The 15,370-nt window shown below is 34.7% G+C and carries 16 protein-coding genes; 5 read left to right on the forward strand and 11 right to left on the reverse strand.

Going from position 1 to position 15,370, the window contains the following annotated elements:
- Positions 1-109 precede the first annotated feature (109 nt).
- The 4 genes from queE to H4J52_RS16530 all read right to left on the reverse strand — a co-directional run bounded on the left by queE (position 110) and on the right by H4J52_RS16530 (position 4,173).
- A complete protein-coding gene (queE, locus tag H4J52_RS16515) occupies positions 110-790 on the reverse strand; it encodes a 7-carboxy-7-deazaguanine synthase QueE (protein ID WP_182225216.1) in 681 nt (226 codons plus the stop codon).
- Positions 791-951: 161 nt separating this feature from the next.
- Positions 952-1,551 carry a DUF1294 domain-containing protein gene (locus H4J52_RS16520; protein ID WP_259367877.1) on the reverse strand — a complete coding sequence of 200 codons (600 nt, stop codon included), beginning with the start codon at positions 1,549-1,551 and terminating at the stop codon, positions 952-954.
- 32 nt (positions 1,552-1,583) lie between these two features.
- On the reverse strand, positions 1,584-3,764 hold the full coding sequence (locus tag H4J52_RS16525; protein ID WP_182225220.1) for a VIT and VWA domain-containing protein: 2,181 nt from the start codon (positions 3,762-3,764) through the stop codon (positions 1,584-1,586).
- A 1-nt stretch (position 3,765) separates the two neighbouring features.
- Positions 3,766-4,173, reverse strand: coding sequence for a helix-turn-helix domain-containing protein (locus H4J52_RS16530; RefSeq protein WP_182225222.1), 408 nt, complete (start codon positions 4,171-4,173; stop codon positions 3,766-3,768).
- A 1,330-nt stretch (positions 4,174-5,503) separates the two neighbouring features.
- On the opposite strand from H4J52_RS16530, the gene H4J52_RS16535 reads away from it, so the two are divergent.
- Positions 5,504-7,876 (forward strand): hypothetical protein, encoded by a 2,373-nt coding sequence (locus H4J52_RS16535; RefSeq protein ID WP_182225224.1) that lies wholly within the window; start codon positions 5,504-5,506, stop codon positions 7,874-7,876.
- A 169-nt stretch (positions 7,877-8,045) separates the two neighbouring features.
- Here H4J52_RS16535 and H4J52_RS16540 read toward each other — a convergent pair whose 3' ends face one another.
- The 6 genes from H4J52_RS16540 to H4J52_RS16565 all read right to left on the reverse strand — a co-directional run bounded on the left by H4J52_RS16540 (position 8,046) and on the right by H4J52_RS16565 (position 12,023).
- The gene (locus H4J52_RS16540) at positions 8,046-8,897 is read right to left on the reverse strand and encodes an ADP-ribosylglycohydrolase family protein (protein ID WP_182225226.1); all 852 of its coding nucleotides are present in this window, start codon (positions 8,895-8,897) and stop codon (positions 8,046-8,048) included.
- A 21-nt stretch (positions 8,898-8,918) separates the two neighbouring features.
- Positions 8,919-9,149 carry a hypothetical protein gene (locus H4J52_RS16545; protein WP_182225228.1) on the reverse strand — a complete coding sequence of 77 codons (231 nt, stop codon included), beginning with the start codon at positions 9,147-9,149 and terminating at the stop codon, positions 8,919-8,921.
- Positions 9,150-9,197: 48 nt separating this feature from the next.
- Positions 9,198-10,427, reverse strand: coding sequence for a hypothetical protein (locus H4J52_RS16550; RefSeq protein WP_182225230.1), 1,230 nt, complete (start codon positions 10,425-10,427; stop codon positions 9,198-9,200).
- Complete coding sequence (locus H4J52_RS16555; protein WP_182225232.1) at positions 10,424-10,768, reverse strand: hypothetical protein; 345 nt, start codon at positions 10,766-10,768, stop codon at positions 10,424-10,426. Before H4J52_RS16555 ends, H4J52_RS16550 begins: the two co-directional genes overlap by 4 nt.
- Positions 10,769-10,826: 58 nt before the next feature.
- Positions 10,827-11,186, reverse strand: coding sequence for a hypothetical protein (locus H4J52_RS16560; RefSeq protein WP_182225234.1), 360 nt, complete (start codon positions 11,184-11,186; stop codon positions 10,827-10,829).
- A gap of 438 nt (positions 11,187-11,624) precedes the next feature.
- On the reverse strand, positions 11,625-12,023 hold the full coding sequence (locus H4J52_RS16565) for a hypothetical protein (protein WP_182225236.1): 399 nt from the start codon (positions 12,021-12,023) through the stop codon (positions 11,625-11,627).
- Positions 12,024-12,362: 339 nt separating this feature from the next.
- Between H4J52_RS16565 and hisF the strand changes: the two genes are divergently transcribed.
- The 4 genes from hisF (at position 12,363) to H4J52_RS16585 (ending at position 14,829) form a co-directional block, all read left to right on the forward strand.
- Entirely contained in the window at positions 12,363-13,139 is a 777-nt protein-coding gene (gene hisF, locus H4J52_RS16570; protein ID WP_182178444.1) for an imidazole glycerol phosphate synthase subunit HisF, read from the forward strand.
- The gene (hisIE, locus tag H4J52_RS16575; RefSeq protein ID WP_182225238.1) at positions 13,133-13,753 is read left to right on the forward strand and encodes a bifunctional phosphoribosyl-AMP cyclohydrolase/phosphoribosyl-ATP diphosphatase HisIE; all 621 of its coding nucleotides are present in this window, start codon (positions 13,133-13,135) and stop codon (positions 13,751-13,753) included. Before hisF ends, hisIE begins: the two co-directional genes overlap by 7 nt.
- 237 nt (positions 13,754-13,990) lie before the next feature.
- Positions 13,991-14,287 (forward strand): DUF6559 family protein, encoded by a 297-nt coding sequence (locus H4J52_RS16580; protein WP_182178434.1) that lies wholly within the window; start codon positions 13,991-13,993, stop codon positions 14,285-14,287.
- Positions 14,288-14,364: 77 nt separating this feature from the next.
- Positions 14,365-14,829, forward strand: a complete 465-nt coding sequence (locus H4J52_RS16585; RefSeq protein WP_182178432.1) for a GNAT family N-acetyltransferase — start codon at positions 14,365-14,367, stop codon at positions 14,827-14,829.
- On the opposite strand, the gene H4J52_RS16590 is transcribed toward H4J52_RS16585, so the two are convergent.
- Entirely contained in the window at positions 14,822-15,217 is a 396-nt protein-coding gene (locus H4J52_RS16590; RefSeq protein ID WP_182178430.1) for an MAPEG family protein, read from the reverse strand. The two genes, H4J52_RS16585 and H4J52_RS16590, sit on opposite strands and share 8 nt — an antisense overlap.
- Positions 15,218-15,370: the final 153 nt, after the last annotated feature.

Here is a 15,370-nt window from a genome sequence, read left to right on the forward strand (position 1 = left end):
CATGCACTAAGTAAAATATTCCATAACTAAACGGTTACACTTTATTTGTACAATTAAACTATATTATATTTATTTAATCAACAATTTGTTTTATATCAAGTAATTATAACTATTCAATTCCAATGTATTTATGTACTTGTACAGATAATCTCCAATTATTTTCAATGCATGATCTAATAGCTAGCTCTGTAGCTCTCTTCTTTTGGCTTATTGGCTGTATATAAATTTGTTTATCGTGAATTTCATGCTCGTTTAACAGTGATTTCAATTCATCAATATGCTGCTCCGTTGCGACTGGGTGCTTTATTTCATTGGCACGCATAAGAGCTGAATTCAGTACTTTATAACCTCCTTTCATGTTCACTTTAGGGGATACTGTGACCCAGCATTTTTCTGAAACTTTAATTTCAAAAGTACCTGATGTTTCAACTTGACAACTGTAGCCAATATCCTCTAACTCATGACAAAGGGGAGTCAAATCATACATACACGGCTCACCACCAGTTATAACTATATGTTTAGCTTGATAACCTTCTGAGATAAATAGCGCTTTTAATTGCTCAATTGTGAATACTCCCCAGTTATCATTTTCTGATTTTTTAGAAACGATTTTTTGGGGTTCCATTTCCTGCTCTAGTGATACTGTCCATGTATGCTTAGTATCACACCAAGAACAGCCCACAGGGCAACCTTGTAATCTTAGAAAAATGGATGGTTGACCGGTAAAAGAACCCTCCCCTTGGAGTGTTTCAAATATTTCATTTACTTTATAGGATATTTCTTTTTTCATAAGTTCTTATATGCAGTCACATGAGACGTATATGGATTATTTATATTTAAAAACGTTAACATATCGAATAAGACTATTCTCAACAAATTGCCTGTTAAAATAGGGATTAAATAAACTGATAATCTGTTTGCGTAAACTTTAAGAATGTAAAAGTAATAATACTACTTAAATATTACCAATAATTGTTCTCCTCTGGATGACATTAGCCACATCAACGCACCAATATTTACAATAACAGTAAACCAGAAACCAAGCCTAAATTCTCTTTTCTGCGACTTATGCCGAAGTACTTGTTGCGCTATAGCAGCACCAGGCCAGCCACCAATTAACGCAAATAAATGTAATGTACTTTCCTGAGTTCGCCAATCACCTCGCTGTGCTTTTGATTTATCAAACGCATAAGCTATATATGTAAGGACGCTACCACCAAAATAAGCTAAGATCAGGTTTTGAGGAATGTGACCAAGGAAGTGCGCTACAGTTATTAAACTAAGGAATATGATGGATAAGTATATTGAAAACATACTCACTTTCTTTGCTTGTTTCTTCTTCAACTTTTCACCGGTGAATGTCGCTTCATCAGCACAATACCGACCTAGTTTATCCTTTGATATCGAGAAAGTAATGACATCATTAATTTGAGGTGTTCGATTTCGATTCGATAAAGCGGTTTTATGAATAAAAACATGATCGCCACCGCTATTGGGAGCAATAAAACCAAACGCTTTATCATCATTCCAATTGATGAGTTTTCCTTTCATGCGCATTTTAACATCCTTGTTTGTAATTATTTTTACTCAATGAATAAATCAAGCAAATCATTAATTTTATCTTGCTCTAATACGAATTCATTGTCGAGATTTGAAAGTGCTTTTTGCAATGTTTTCTCTGTATTTTTAGATAGAACACTTCCATATCGTTCAGACAATATTAACAGCAATTCAGCAAAATAAGCTTGATGTAAATCTTCTTCTAATTGCTTAAATAATTCAATAAGTTCAGCAAGTCTATACCCCGGAATTAATGTTTCATTAAGCTCACCTAAATCAAAATGAGTTATTTTATCACCTTTAAGTTCAACCAGGTTACTTATACTTTTCAATAAAATAGGAACATCAAACTCAAACTCTACATCATTATTTCCAAAGCAGAAGTTTTTAATTTTGCTGAATGTACTACTTACTTTATCAACTACTGCACTATCTTGAAGTAAATCACCATCGGCTGACTTTCTCATAAATGCCGGAATATCAAGATAGTTATCCATATCATATGAAACACACGCCATCGAAGATTCACAAACCGACAACATTTGTGGGATATGCTCAACTTGTGGCATTTGCTCAAGTGACTTTTTATCACGCTCTGCCACCATAATGAAACTTGTAAACTCAGAAACTTGCTGGTATTTTTCGGCTAAACTACATTGTAGTGCTCTGTCACTCGTTAACATACGTTGATTAGCAACGATGACCTTTAAAGCTTTGGCTTTAATACCTTCAAGTAATTGCCAATGAGCATCTATTTTGTGTGACTGCTCTGCATAAGTTTGTTCGCTAGCTATTCTTTCTGCCAAGCCCTCTTTCGTCATATAAAATGCATTACTAACACCATAACTTAAACATTTGTTCGGTATTTTTTGCCAGCTTGGCTCAAAACCTACAGTTAACTTTTGTGAACCTTTGACCGCTTTCATTTGCTTGAGAAATAATTCCACTTTTGCAGCAGTGTTTTCAGATGGATTTATTAAACAAAGTTCACCGTGCGTTCTTGAAGCTAAAGTATTGAGAAATGATTCGTTTACTGAACTGCCTAAGCCGATAACTGAAACTCTGCACTCTGCTTTCATAGCTTGATTAACAAGTGAATCTACATTGTTTTCATCACCCCACACTTCGCCATCGGTCAGTAATAGAATCTCAGCATTAGGAACTTTTTTTGCATTTTCAATAGCCTTGCTTACTGCTTGAAACAATTCGGTTCCCCCCATGTCAGCATTAAGCATTGAAATGCTGCGTCTAAGTTGTGATTTCGCTTTGCCTTCGAATGATTGCCACTGCTCAACAACTTGTTCTATATGACTGCCAAATTTAATGAGGTTAACTTTGTCATTATCATCAAAAAGGTTAAATAACTTGGTTAACCCTAATTTTACTTGCTCAATTGAACGGCCTCCCATAGAACCAGAGCAGTCTACGACTACTTGTACGTTTGCAGGTTTTTCAGGAAGCTCTATTCGAGTAGGAAAAGAAGCGATTGCGCAATATTCATTCTCTTGCTTTGTATATAATGCTTTAGCTACCATGTTAGATGGAAGAGAAAATGTCATGGTGAAGTCTTGATCTAAAAAACCATCAACACAGTACTTTCCCTCAATACTTTCTTCTTTTAACTTTAGAGGACATGAGATTTTCTGGTTTACTAACTCTTCTTCAACTGTAATGTTTGCTAAAAACTGATATTCAGCAAAAAAATCATTTGTTAAACTATGATAATCCTTAAAGGGATTTTCACCATATTTAGGTGCTATAACAGTAGGCAAAAAATACCGAGCAAATTCACTTGATTGCTCAAGCATGGTTGCAATCGTTAATTTGAATTCAACTTTATCATCAGGCGCTAAATTACCGATGTTAATTTGAAATATACCTTCGCCCAATTGCTCTAACAAAATAGCAGTGTTACATTCAGATATCGCTTCTTCATAGTTAGACTCGGCTTCCTTACTCGCTTTGATCACGCCATTGTAACTCGTACCGTTTAAAATGGTTTCAAAAGCAACAAAGCCAGACTCTTTCGGCAGCGGAAATTGATAAATACCTTCGATATTTTTTGTAGTACTGTTATGAAAAACCTGCTTAAGCTCTGTAATGGCAAACGGATGAGTAATGGTGATATCTGCTTCAAGGCGACTAAGTAAAGACTGTTGTTCATCAACAGGTAAAAACATTTCATTTTCTTGTAAAGTCGCCACGTTATTCATCCTTATCAAGTTCATTTAAAGTAGATAATATTTGTTTAGTCAGTACTCTCAATTGACTATTAGTTAACTGTGCTTTAAGCATATCGACTTCAAGGTGAACGCCATCAGCAATATGTATTTTACTAACCATTTTCACTGAACCTGGCTCAGGAACTGGCTCAGGAGGGAGTTGTTTTGATTCATCATGATGTAAAATCCCTTGAATCCTTTCAAGAGATAAGCCAGCCTTTTGCCATTTTTGAATAGTTAATATTTGTTCTAAATGGTCTTGGTTATATTTAGCCTTTTTTCTTGCGCCAACTGGTGGGTCAACTAAATCCCGTTGAATGTAATACCTAATTTTACGCTCAGAAATATCAACCAATTCTGACAACTGTTTCAGTGAGAATTCTTTCGACATTTAAATGACACCATTAAAAGACACAATAAGTGTCACTTAATATATGTCCGTTTAATTAAAAAATCAAATTTAGTTCTGTGACAATGGAACGTAAAAGGAATTTAAATTATTTTAATGTCAACAAAAACATGCATTTCCCTTAAACCACCAACACACAGAGACTAAACATTAACCGAATAAAATCAGATGGATAACCTATTCCTAATACTGTCTATTTTCATTGGGTTTTGAAATTACACACACTATCTTTAGTTATATCAAACTTAAAAAGAGGGGCAATTATGACAAATAAAAACAATATAATTTGCCTTGGGTAAATAAGATTTACCAAGATAAGCAAGTCCAATACCCTCCTACGATATTGCCTACCTTGTGCTTTTTCGAGTTCAATCAGGAGCTACAAGATACAATCGATGACGCAAGAAAGTTATTATTTGAACAAGACCTTCATGAAGTAACCATCAAAACATCAACGATAAATTGGTACTTTAATTTAACCAATAGATATCATCACAATATTCAGAGTTTAATACATATCGATGCAATGTTTATCCGCTCCTCCGGTATGTTAAGACCTTATAAAACCCTCATTTTCGACAGCAACAACAGGCAGGATTCTAAGGGCTAATTGGTATTTAAATAAAAATATCATTCTATCGGGCCTCTGTGATTTTTTAAACTAAATAGCCATCAAAATACATTTTGTACAGTGGCCTTTTTATTACCCTCTGCGAAACTTGTTATAGGTTAGGACTTACTATCTGAAGAATAAGTTCAAGCCATCATTTATTATATGACAATATAATCAATATACTTATTAAACATTAATAAGAGAACATAAGAATTGCGTTACCTTAAGCCTTCGCTGTAAACAATAGCTATTTAAAACATACAATTTTATTTTACCTTTTCGCAAGCTCAAAGAATTTAAACCAGTATTATTCCTGCTCTGCCTCCTCTTTTTTATTATCTAATGACCGTGGTACAAATACCAATACACCCCAATAATATAGAGAATTACTTAATTAATAAGATTTGTCCCACAGCAAAGAACAATAATTCTGGCTAAGATTCAGACGAAGTCTGGTAAATCCCAAAACAATAAAATATTTTTGACAATCATTTCAATTTATTTTTAAACTCTCACTATCTGATTGTACTGTATTTTTTTTAATATAATTACATAACCATAAAACAATACCATTATTATATACAATAGTATTGTTAAATCCTTATTGTTTTGGTAAAATAATTAAACAAGTCGAGGAATCAGAACTACTGAAACCAGCATCATTGATCAGATGTAGACACATAAAAAGAGAGTAAAACAATGAACTTATATATTAGTCGTAATGACACCTCAGCAATTCCAGCTAAAGCACAAAAGCAAATCACTAGCTACATAACTCAATCAGTTGTTAATGCAATCGAAGAAGAAGTTAAAAAATCAAACATTATTATCGTTTCTAACGAAAGCAACATTTATCGTGATGCATGTATAGCACGAACTTATCAAGTAAAAATCCAGCTTAATGAAGCAAAAATCAAACTAGGCTCTACACCGCTTTCTAAAGCACTTTTCATCTTAAATCTTGCACGTGCTAGCAGTGACATCGAACGAGAGAAGATAAGAGTGTTTAGAGAGTGCAAGAAAGCATTATCAAAGAAAAGCATTGAAGATATCGAGCTTATTATTAAAGAAGAAGTTCAAAACTCTGAACAGCTAATTGAAGAATTAAGAGACGATATCAAAATAACAAAAGAAGAAATCATTAATTCTATTAGCATAAGCAAAGATGACAAAAGAGTTGTTTTTGTTGATGTCGATTACAAAGATGACTTGAACTACTTACTTAACAAACCTGGCTTCCATATTTTCAATGGTGAAAGAGGCACTGGCAAGTCAGAACTATTTAAACGCCTTTTTGAGCAATCATGCCTTAATATTAATTATCCAATTTATATGTCAGCTTTAAAACTTTTAACAAAGCAGTTAATTGATGATGAAGATGTAAGAGAATACCACAATGCATATGCAAACACTTCAGCCCAGGGCGTTCTTGGCGTAATGCTTAAGCTAATGCTAGATGACAAATACGATAACATGCGCAATAAATCTAAGAGCTTATTTCTTGATGAAATAGAAGATCTAGAAGACCTTTCAACATCAAACATAGTCGGTAATGGCACATTAAGCGACAGAGCTTTACTTCAAGAACGATTAGATAAGCAAATAATTAATTCTGAATCAGTATTTATTGCTGACGAGTTCGCAAATGAAAATACTCTTGAGTGGTTACACGAACTTGCAGAAAATAATAACAAAACTATCTATGTTTATAATCAAAAAAGTCAGTTCAAAAAGCCAGTAGTCAAAGTTATAGCTTACGCTACAAATGTTGAACTAATGAGACAGTCATTAATAAATAATGAAAAAATAGCAGGCTTCATTGATGCTCAACATAGTAATAAAAAATCAAAATATGACGCTGACATCATAGCGATCAACGGTATACCTAAAAAAGATCCTAAAGATCCGAAAGAAGAGCAAAAATACATTGCTGAATACGCACAAATTGACGCTGCATTTATGCAGTCGGAGCAAGCAAAAAATATGAGTGATTTTTCTGAGGTAGCTAAATCAGTACAAGCAGTTTTTTATAACACAGCTGCAAAAAATGGTTTAAGTGTACTTGATTCTGATTATAAGAAAGTTTCATTACTAGCGAACGGCACATCAGCCCCAAATGATTTAACTCAAGCAGACAATAGATTTAGGCTTAGAGAAGAGATTCTTCTTAGTTTTAACAGAGTTGAGCGCAAACTTTGCACTAATCCCACAAGCATACTTATTGATATGATTAACAAGGAATTTAGTGATGACATTACTGAGGAAAAACTTGTAAAAATGATGAACAATGTTTACTTAAAGCGTATAGCGAATCGCATTGCATACAAAAATAAAATGCGTGAAAATTATGAATTTACAGTAATTACAATTTATGAGCACCTTGGCCATGAGATTGAGTTTTACTGTAATGATGAAGAAAATCAAAACGGCATTAAAAATCTAAAAGCTGGACAAAAAGAAGAAGTTATTGTTCGTGACAGAGAAACAATTGCTGCTGAAAAAATTGATGAAACAAAAGCTAAAAACATAATAAGAATGGGTGCTCATGCAAATAATGATAACAAACATAAACTTAGAGCTTTTAAATTGAGAAAGCTCTATCGCGTGTCTGAAGTTAATCAAGAGCTACTTGATTTCGACAAAACGGGTAATAGCACAATCAAGGCATTACTACTTGCTGAATCAAATGAATCTCTTACTATTGACATGCAATTCAAAAAACTCTTTATTAAGCGCTTAATAGATACAGTTAAACTTTACGATGAAGAATACAGTTTTAATAGTGATGATGCCGCTGAATTCCATGACTTTTTAGTTAATGCAGAATTAAATATTGGTATTCATAAAAGAAAAGTTATTGATGTTTTCAACAGTCACTTTGAAAACACTATAATCTCGTACACAAACAAAATGTCAACGCTAACATCAATACTTGAAAAAGAGTTTAATATCGAGGTTGTGCCAGCCAAGAAAAAAGATAGACAGCGTGCCAAAACAGCTAATCTAACAACTGAAACAAAGATGTGGTTGAATCATATTAGAAGTGAAAGTTCATGCTTACTTGCAGCATAGAGTCATAAAAAAGACATAAGAAAAGGCAGGTGATCAAACCTGCCCCTATGGCGACGAGAGTAGTGTCGCTTTCTTATACTTAATTATAACACTTCCAAGCCAACGTGTGCAGTAAATAAGCGCATTAATTAGTTAAAAACACTGCTTATTACGCTTTATTTTTAATTAACTAAAAAGGCAATCCGCATATCTGTTTACTTAGTTCATAAGACTGAATAGCATTTAAAACCGGATGGTATTTTTTACTTTGAAAAAGATACTTTTTGGTTTCAAATTCAAGCTTTTTATACTCCTTATCTTTGTTAGCATTCTTTGCATTGCCGCCAAAATGATAAGCATACGCAATACTTGATGCCATACTCATTATCGAGTCTGTATCCAGTCCATCATTATTTATATACAGAATATTTTTCAAAGTGTCAGTATAGCTTTTTCCAGACATACCCAGCCAAATTGCCATCGGCACAGTGTTAAATGCGGAACTACCGGTTTCATTTGTTTCCTTCAACTGCTCAAGCGTATAAAAGTCAAGCAGGTAATTAAACTCGCAAAAGAGGTATTGGAAAATTTGTGCCTTTGACTTCCCTCCGTGAACAATCGCCCAGACAGAATAAGTTATTGCTCTTGCTCCATTTATACCCTCCTCAGAGTTATGGGTAGGGGTTGCTGAGTCAGTCGCATAGTCTAGCAGTAATGACAAGGGCAGGTCTAAATAACCAATTGGTGCGGCTCTTGATGCAGCTAGATTCCCTTCTGAGTTACCTACAAAATCCGGGTTGTTTTCTATAATAAATTCAGAAGTACCAAACCCGTAATTAAGATCAGGATATCTGTTAAACCATTTCAAGAAAGACTCTGCATAGCTCAGGTTGTGTCCAAGCAATACATCACACACGGCAGAAATTGCGACCGACTCATCTGTAATATGAGATGCAGGTGAAATCAAAGGTAAATTATACGAACTAATTGATTGATCTTCATAAATACTGCCAAAATAATCACCCATTACTGCACTAATCATATATATAAAACCTTGTATAAATTAACGTGACAGCGCTGAGTCGATACTTAGACCAATGAGTCCAAAAAACAGAATATACACAATCATCATCACATCATTGATCAATAAGTGAGCCACCCCATTAGAAATGGCATGAGGAAACCAGCTAAGAAAGTCATCAATACCCCTGATGTAGTCTCGTTGATACGAAGGTTTTCTTAGCAACAACCACGTAACCCAACCGAACAACGGCCCCAACACTGGTGCACCCATAATTTTATCCTTTTTTTGAAACCAAAATTAAACTGCTAGTGCTAAGTGTTATTGAGACATTAAAGATTGATAGTCAGCTCTAAACTCCTGAATTGTTAAAACGCCCCCACCTTTTTGTGTCATGTTATTATCGAATGCTGACTCAAAAGCTACTCCTGAAACGTGGTTACTTGGAGAAATTTCGCCTTCGCCTTTAAAGTATCTAATGTCATAAAGCATTTCTTTCATTTGATTGGCGCTGTTGTTTTCATCAAGATAGCTGTATGCAAGTGCATAGTGTTTATAAGCATCACTAGTAGTAGCAAATACACTTGTTTCATCGGCCCAAGTCACGACATCAACCGGATTAAATCCATCCGTTGAACTTGCGGTTGTTTGACCAGCTAAAAATGTTGCTTGGCCTTCCTTGAACCAATGATCCAGGGTTCTGCCAATTCCGCGAACTGGTGAAGAAATATTTTGCTGAATGGTGTGTATTAGCTCGTGTAAAACAACTTGAGACTCATCACCATATTTTCTTGTAGCATAAGATTTTGGAGGTAAGTTCATTCCAAGAAGTGTACCCTCACCATAAACAATGCTATCCATTTCATCGGTTAAGCAAACCATGATCTTCTGAGTCATTCTATACTCACCATCATATAACTCTGATACCTTTCTATTACTTACAGATTCAAACTCTTTTCCAAACATATATTGTTCTGCATTATTTAATGCGTTCCAATAAGCTTCAACATGCTTATATTTAGTCTGATCATTCATGTCCACCCAAGCACTATGAGCATGAAATGGCGTAGTCAATTGCATGTTAGTAATATCATAATGAACACCATCCACATCCCACCCATACGACATAAAATCAATAATGGAATTAGCTACTTTTGTAATGTAATAAGGTCTAGCGTCACTAAATTCTTCTTTGTTAATTCCTATTTTTTCAAATGCAGAATCCAGGTTATTTTCAACAAGAGTTGCTGCATATTTGAAATCACTATCTGGGTAACCTGCACTACCAAACACAACGACATTTGCAGATTCAAAGTAATAATTATTATTGATTGAACATGCATAACCTAGGTTACCGTAGGCTGCATCATGAGCAGGTGCGTACAAATCATCAGCCCCTGTTGATACCTTCATTTCGCCAACGACATAAGTAATGTCAGTACCAACGTTATTGCCATTTGAGTTAGAATTGGAATCAGATTCTGACCCAGAACCACCTCCACAAGCCGCTAAGAAAAACACGAACAAAAACGATATAAATAATTTAGTCATTTAATTAATACTCCAAATTGATTGATTTTTTGAAAGTCTGTCGCTCTACTGACACTTACTTTAAAAACAATATTTTCATGATTAAAATGTTTCGCCTTAACTGCTTCCCCTGTTTTTTTATCAACTGTTGTTATGTGCCAAACTGCTGGTACACCGTTTATATTTATATAGCCAAGATTGCATTCGTCATACAAATGCAAAGGCTTAAATTTCTTTTGTATAAATAATTTCAACTTAATTTCATTGATGCGCTTTTCAAAACAAGCCTGAAGCCTGTCATCTATAACAAACATCAAACCGGCTTTTGCTAACTTGTAAGCGCGTTCAGCCGTATCGCTCAAGTGAAGCGCTTTAATCACAGCTGAATTTACATACGCTTCAATTTCGCAATGCCTGCTTTTATATATCAAGTATGATCACTCCATCTTCTAACCAATCTGTCATTTGTTTTTCCGACTCAACTTGCTCTAGCCACTCTTCCAGCAACCTAAAGCTAAAAAATTTAACAGGGTCACTATTTGTTGAACCAGGTTCTGTAAAGTTAAAAACATTAAGTCGTACATCAACATCATTAAAAGCAAACACAACCGCATTTTCATCGCTTAATGTAAGTTTGCTTACAACTCCAAAAAACTCAGTTTCATCACTCAACCTAAGCGCCTCAGTTGCTCTTCTGCTAAAGCTAAGACAGATAACATCAAACTCAATCAATAAATCACGTTGTTGCTTACTAGCTAGCATTTTAAGTAGTTTTATCATTCAGCTTTAACTTCTCCGGATTGATAATATGTAAATATTCATCGCATTCTTGTGTTTCAATATTTACTGGGAATCTCGATAAAACGACTGTCTCTCCGGATTTGAAACAGCACGATAGCGATAGCAATTAACGCGCTTAGTACAATCCTTGCCCATGCACTTGCTAATATCAGGCATGCTTACTCCAAAATTCCTCAGCATCCTCTAGCGACATAACTGGAGTAAGACCAACTGCTTTGAACGCCTTACAATGTTGTATTTTGTGATCAAAAGGCGCTTGAAAATATGGCTGCACAAAATCTGGTGCAGCGCGATATCGATAGCATAAATTTTTAACCGGACACTCAGATCCCTTGCACATACAAAAATCTGGCAAAATGACTTCTCCCTTCAAAAAAAAATTGAATTCAAAAATATGGTTTGTTAATTAGTGGTTGGTTAGAAGTCTTTAACTGCTTCTAAGCTGTAGTACTGATATTCAGCAAATCTTGAAATGTACTCAGTCTCGCTTAGAAAACCTATTAAAATGCTGCTGTGTCGCTCTCTAAAGAATATTTTGTTATCTTTGTGCTCAAAAAACCCAGCAGATTTAGTTAGAAAATCTTTTTCAGGATCTATTACATAAGCTGCTACTTCATTTAATAGCTCGCGCAGACCTTTATTTTCTTGTAGATGCTGTGCTAGTAGACAGCAAAAAGTTATTTTAAATGTTTCATCTTCGTCGAGCTTTAGAAGCTCAGAAATTGGAAGTGTTAATTTTTTGCGTTGGTTTTTAGATGGCGTGAATGGATTTTGGTACGTGTCTTTATCTCTGTTTTGTTTAATTTCATCTTGCATTAAAACTCCTTTATCAAAAACAGGATCACACTCTACCATAAATGTCAACACTTGTCAATCGAATTTTTTGCATGACGATATTTTACAGTGCTTTATTGTTCTATTTAATAACTATTTAATTTGCTATTTATCTTAAATTTGATATGTAAATACTGTATATTACACTGCACAAATGACTGCATATTTATGCATCTTAATTTTTATTATGAATTCTTATTCAGGGTTTATTAGCAACTGTATATATGAAGTGTATCCTATGTGTATCCTAAAAGAAAAAACACAATCAAAAAAAACAAGCGAAATACAGATTATTCAACGAGTTAACTGGTGGCTATTACTATGTTAGCCAAACGAATTATACCTTGTCTTGATGTTCGCGATGGCAAGGTCGTTAAAGGTATTCAATTTCGAAATCATGAAATAATAGGTGATATTGTTCCTCTTGCGCAAAAATATGCACAAGCCGGTGCTGATGAATTAGTTTTTTATGATATCACTGCCAGCGCTGATGATAGAGTCGTTGATAAGAGTTGGGTTAGCAGAATAGCAGAAGTTATCGATATCCCTTTTTGTGTTGCTGGTGGTATAAAAACAGAGCGAGATGCAAAAGAAATATTAATGATGGGCGCAGATAAAATATCGATAAACTCCCCTGCTTTACGAGACCCTGACTTGATCACCCGCTTAGCTGATGTATTTGGTCAACAATGCATTGTTGTTGGTATTGACAGTTTTTATGATAAAGAAACCGGTTTGTATCAAGTTTATCAGTTTACTGGTGATGAAACCCGTACTCAACAAACGAAATGGACAACGTTTGATTGGATCAAAGAAGTGCAACAACGTGGGGCTGGTGAAATTGTTCTAAATTGCATGAACCAAGATGGTGTTCGTCAAGGGTATGATATTGAGCAATTGCAAAAAGCACGCGCTGTGTGCAATGTTCCCTTAATAGCTTCGGGGGGAGCGGGCGAAATATCACATTTTTCTGACGTTTTTAAACAAGCCGATGTAGATGGTGCATTAGCGGCGAGTGTTTTCCATAAAGGTATCATTGAGATGAACGAATTAAAACAAACGTTGAAAAGTCAAAATATAGAGATCAGATTATGTTAGTTAACCTAGAGAATATCAACGAATTAGCTTGGGCTAAAATGGCTGATTTAATACCGGCAATTATTCAGCATCAAGATACGGGGGCCGTGCTAATGCAAGGATATATGAATATTGAATCCCTTGAAAAAACATTAACCACAGGCAAAGCCACTTTTTTTAGTCGTTCAAAGCAAGCGCTTTGGGTAAAAGGTGAAACGTCAGGAAACTTTCTGAATGTTAGCCAGGTTTTGACAGATTGTGATAACGACAGTTTGTTAATTGCTTGTCGGCCTATCGGTCCTAGTTGTCATCTGGGTACAGAGTCTTGTTTCCCTGAACAAAAATTAAGCCAACAAAACTTTCTGAGCAAATTAGAACAAGTCATTGCCAGTAGAAAAGGACAAGAGCCGGAAACAAGTTATACCGCTCATTTATTTTCTCGTGGCACAACCAAGATAGCTCAGAAAGTGGGTGAAGAAGGTGTTGAGGTTGCACTCGCCGCTGTTGCAGAAACAAGAGATGATTTACTCGGAGAATGCGCAGATTTGTTTTATCACACGCTCGTTTTACTTCAAGATCAGAATATTGATATGTCAGAGGTCATGGCTGTGTTGCAAAAGCGCCATAACAAATAGATAAACGAATAGCTGTGCTGCTTATAAAAACTCATAGGCAGCTCATTTTTTATAAACCCTGATAAAATCAAGGTTTTAAATGCTCAATAGTACAGTTAACTAAACCGCTAACTTCTCTACACCCCTTATTTTATATAGTATAAAAATCAGCTAATCGCTAAAACTATTGACATTTACATAGAACAGCGTATATTTTTCTCGAGAAAATGGATGATAAAAAACAGCTAAGGAATAGCAATGTTTAAATACTGGTCAATAAAAAGTTACGGCACAAAACTTCTTCCAACCCTTGAAAGAAATTTTGGCTGCAAACAATACTACACTGCTTCTGAAGTGCGTACGACAATATTTCAAAACAACTTTTCTCCAAAATACTTACCTTTAGGCTACATACTCTTTCTTGATGATATTTCATTAAAAGAGACGATGTACATTGAGTTTCCTCAAGTAAATATTAGTGAATATCGTAAAGACATTTCCAATTACTTAACAAGCAAAAGTTATCATGGTTATTTACAAGTGCTTCATCACTAAGCATATAGGTTATTAACTTTACCTGTATCAAAAATCATGAAAAAATAGCCTTTTTTCTCATCGTAATAGGTAAGATAATGACTATAGCTTGGCAAGTAAAAAATTTTAAAGATCTCAATATTGATGAACTATACGAAATATTAAAACTGCGTATTGATGTCTTTGTTGTTGAGCAAACTTGTTTTTATCCTGATATAGATAATATTGACCGACATAAAGATACTGTCCACCTATTTTGTTATCTAGAAGGTAATATTGCAGGCTATTTACGTATTTTAGCCAAAGGTCAAAGTTACGATGATTATATTGCAATTGGTAGAGTTATTGTGGCAGCACAAGCGAGAGGCACAGGTTTGGGTCATCGGCTAATGACTAAAGCTTTAACCGTTTGTCAACGGTACTTTCCCGATCAGAAAATAAAAATATCAGCACAAGAACACCTAGAAAATTTTTATAATAAACATGGTTTTGAACGTGTATCAAAAATGTATTTAGAAGATAATATTCCGCACATTGCCATGTTATTAAAGACGGTTAACTGATAAATAAACGTATATTTTCAACCGCTAAAATAAGAATAACGATAAATAGTGAGACCATACCTATTTGTCGCTGTTTTGAAAGTCCTGTTGTTTTTGATAGTCCTATAGCATGTAATATTCGGCCAATAAATAAAACCGCTCCTAGAAGGTGCAACGCTATAGGGTTTGCTCCATTGACTTCATATATTCCTAACATCAATAACGCTAAAGGAATAAATTCAGCGAAATTACCATGCACACGAATAGCTTGTGCTAATGCCTGATGACCACCATCACCAATCCCTGTTTTAAACTGTAAACGTAACCGGATAATATTCATGGCTAAACCAACAAATAAAAGTGCCAACAAACTCGTATAAAGACCGGTTATAGATAAACTGACTATCATTGTATTTCTTCTTATATTTATAAATGAGATATTATAGTTTACGTTCTAAAATCTATTTTGATAGGGAAAAACATAAATTTTCGACATGTAAAACAAAAAAGTTCGCCGAAGCGAACTTTATATTAATTATTTTATGACGAGTAAGGATTATCA

Origin of the sequence: Colwellia sp. MB02u-14 (assembly GCF_014076915.1) — a bacterium.
GTDB lineage: Bacteria > Pseudomonadota > Gammaproteobacteria > Enterobacterales > Alteromonadaceae > Colwellia_A.

Coding starts and splice junctions, on each gene's coding strand:
- queE (WP_182225216.1), bottom strand. CDS start 790: ATGAAAAAAGAAATATCCTATAAAGTAAATGAAATATTTGAAACACTC.
- H4J52_RS16520 (WP_259367877.1), bottom strand. CDS start 1,551: ATGAAAGGAAAACTCATCAATTGGAATGATGATAAAGCGTTTGGTTTT.
- H4J52_RS16530 (WP_182225222.1), bottom strand. CDS start 4,173: ATGTCGAAAGAATTCTCACTGAAACAGTTGTCAGAATTGGTTGATATT.
- H4J52_RS16535 (WP_182225224.1), top strand. CDS start 5,504: ATGAACTTATATATTAGTCGTAATGACACCTCAGCAATTCCAGCTAAA.
- H4J52_RS16540 (WP_182225226.1), bottom strand. CDS start 8,897: ATGATTAGTGCAGTAATGGGTGATTATTTTGGCAGTATTTATGAAGAT.
- H4J52_RS16545 (WP_182225228.1), bottom strand. CDS start 9,149: ATGGGTGCACCAGTGTTGGGGCCGTTGTTCGGTTGGGTTACGTGGTTG.
- H4J52_RS16550 (WP_182225230.1), bottom strand. CDS start 10,427: ATGACTAAATTATTTATATCGTTTTTGTTCGTGTTTTTCTTAGCGGCT.
- H4J52_RS16560 (WP_182225234.1), bottom strand. CDS start 11,186: ATGATAAAACTACTTAAAATGCTAGCTAGTAAGCAACAACGTGATTTA.
- H4J52_RS16565 (WP_182225236.1), bottom strand. CDS start 12,023: ATGCAAGATGAAATTAAACAAAACAGAGATAAAGACACGTACCAAAAT.
- hisF (WP_182178444.1), top strand. CDS start 12,363: ATGTTAGCCAAACGAATTATACCTTGTCTTGATGTTCGCGATGGCAAG.
- hisIE (WP_182225238.1), top strand. CDS start 13,133: ATGTTAGTTAACCTAGAGAATATCAACGAATTAGCTTGGGCTAAAATG.
- H4J52_RS16580 (WP_182178434.1), top strand. CDS start 13,991: ATGTTTAAATACTGGTCAATAAAAAGTTACGGCACAAAACTTCTTCCA.
- H4J52_RS16585 (WP_182178432.1), top strand. CDS start 14,365: ATGACTATAGCTTGGCAAGTAAAAAATTTTAAAGATCTCAATATTGAT.
- H4J52_RS16590 (WP_182178430.1), bottom strand. CDS start 15,217: ATGATAGTCAGTTTATCTATAACCGGTCTTTATACGAGTTTGTTGGCA.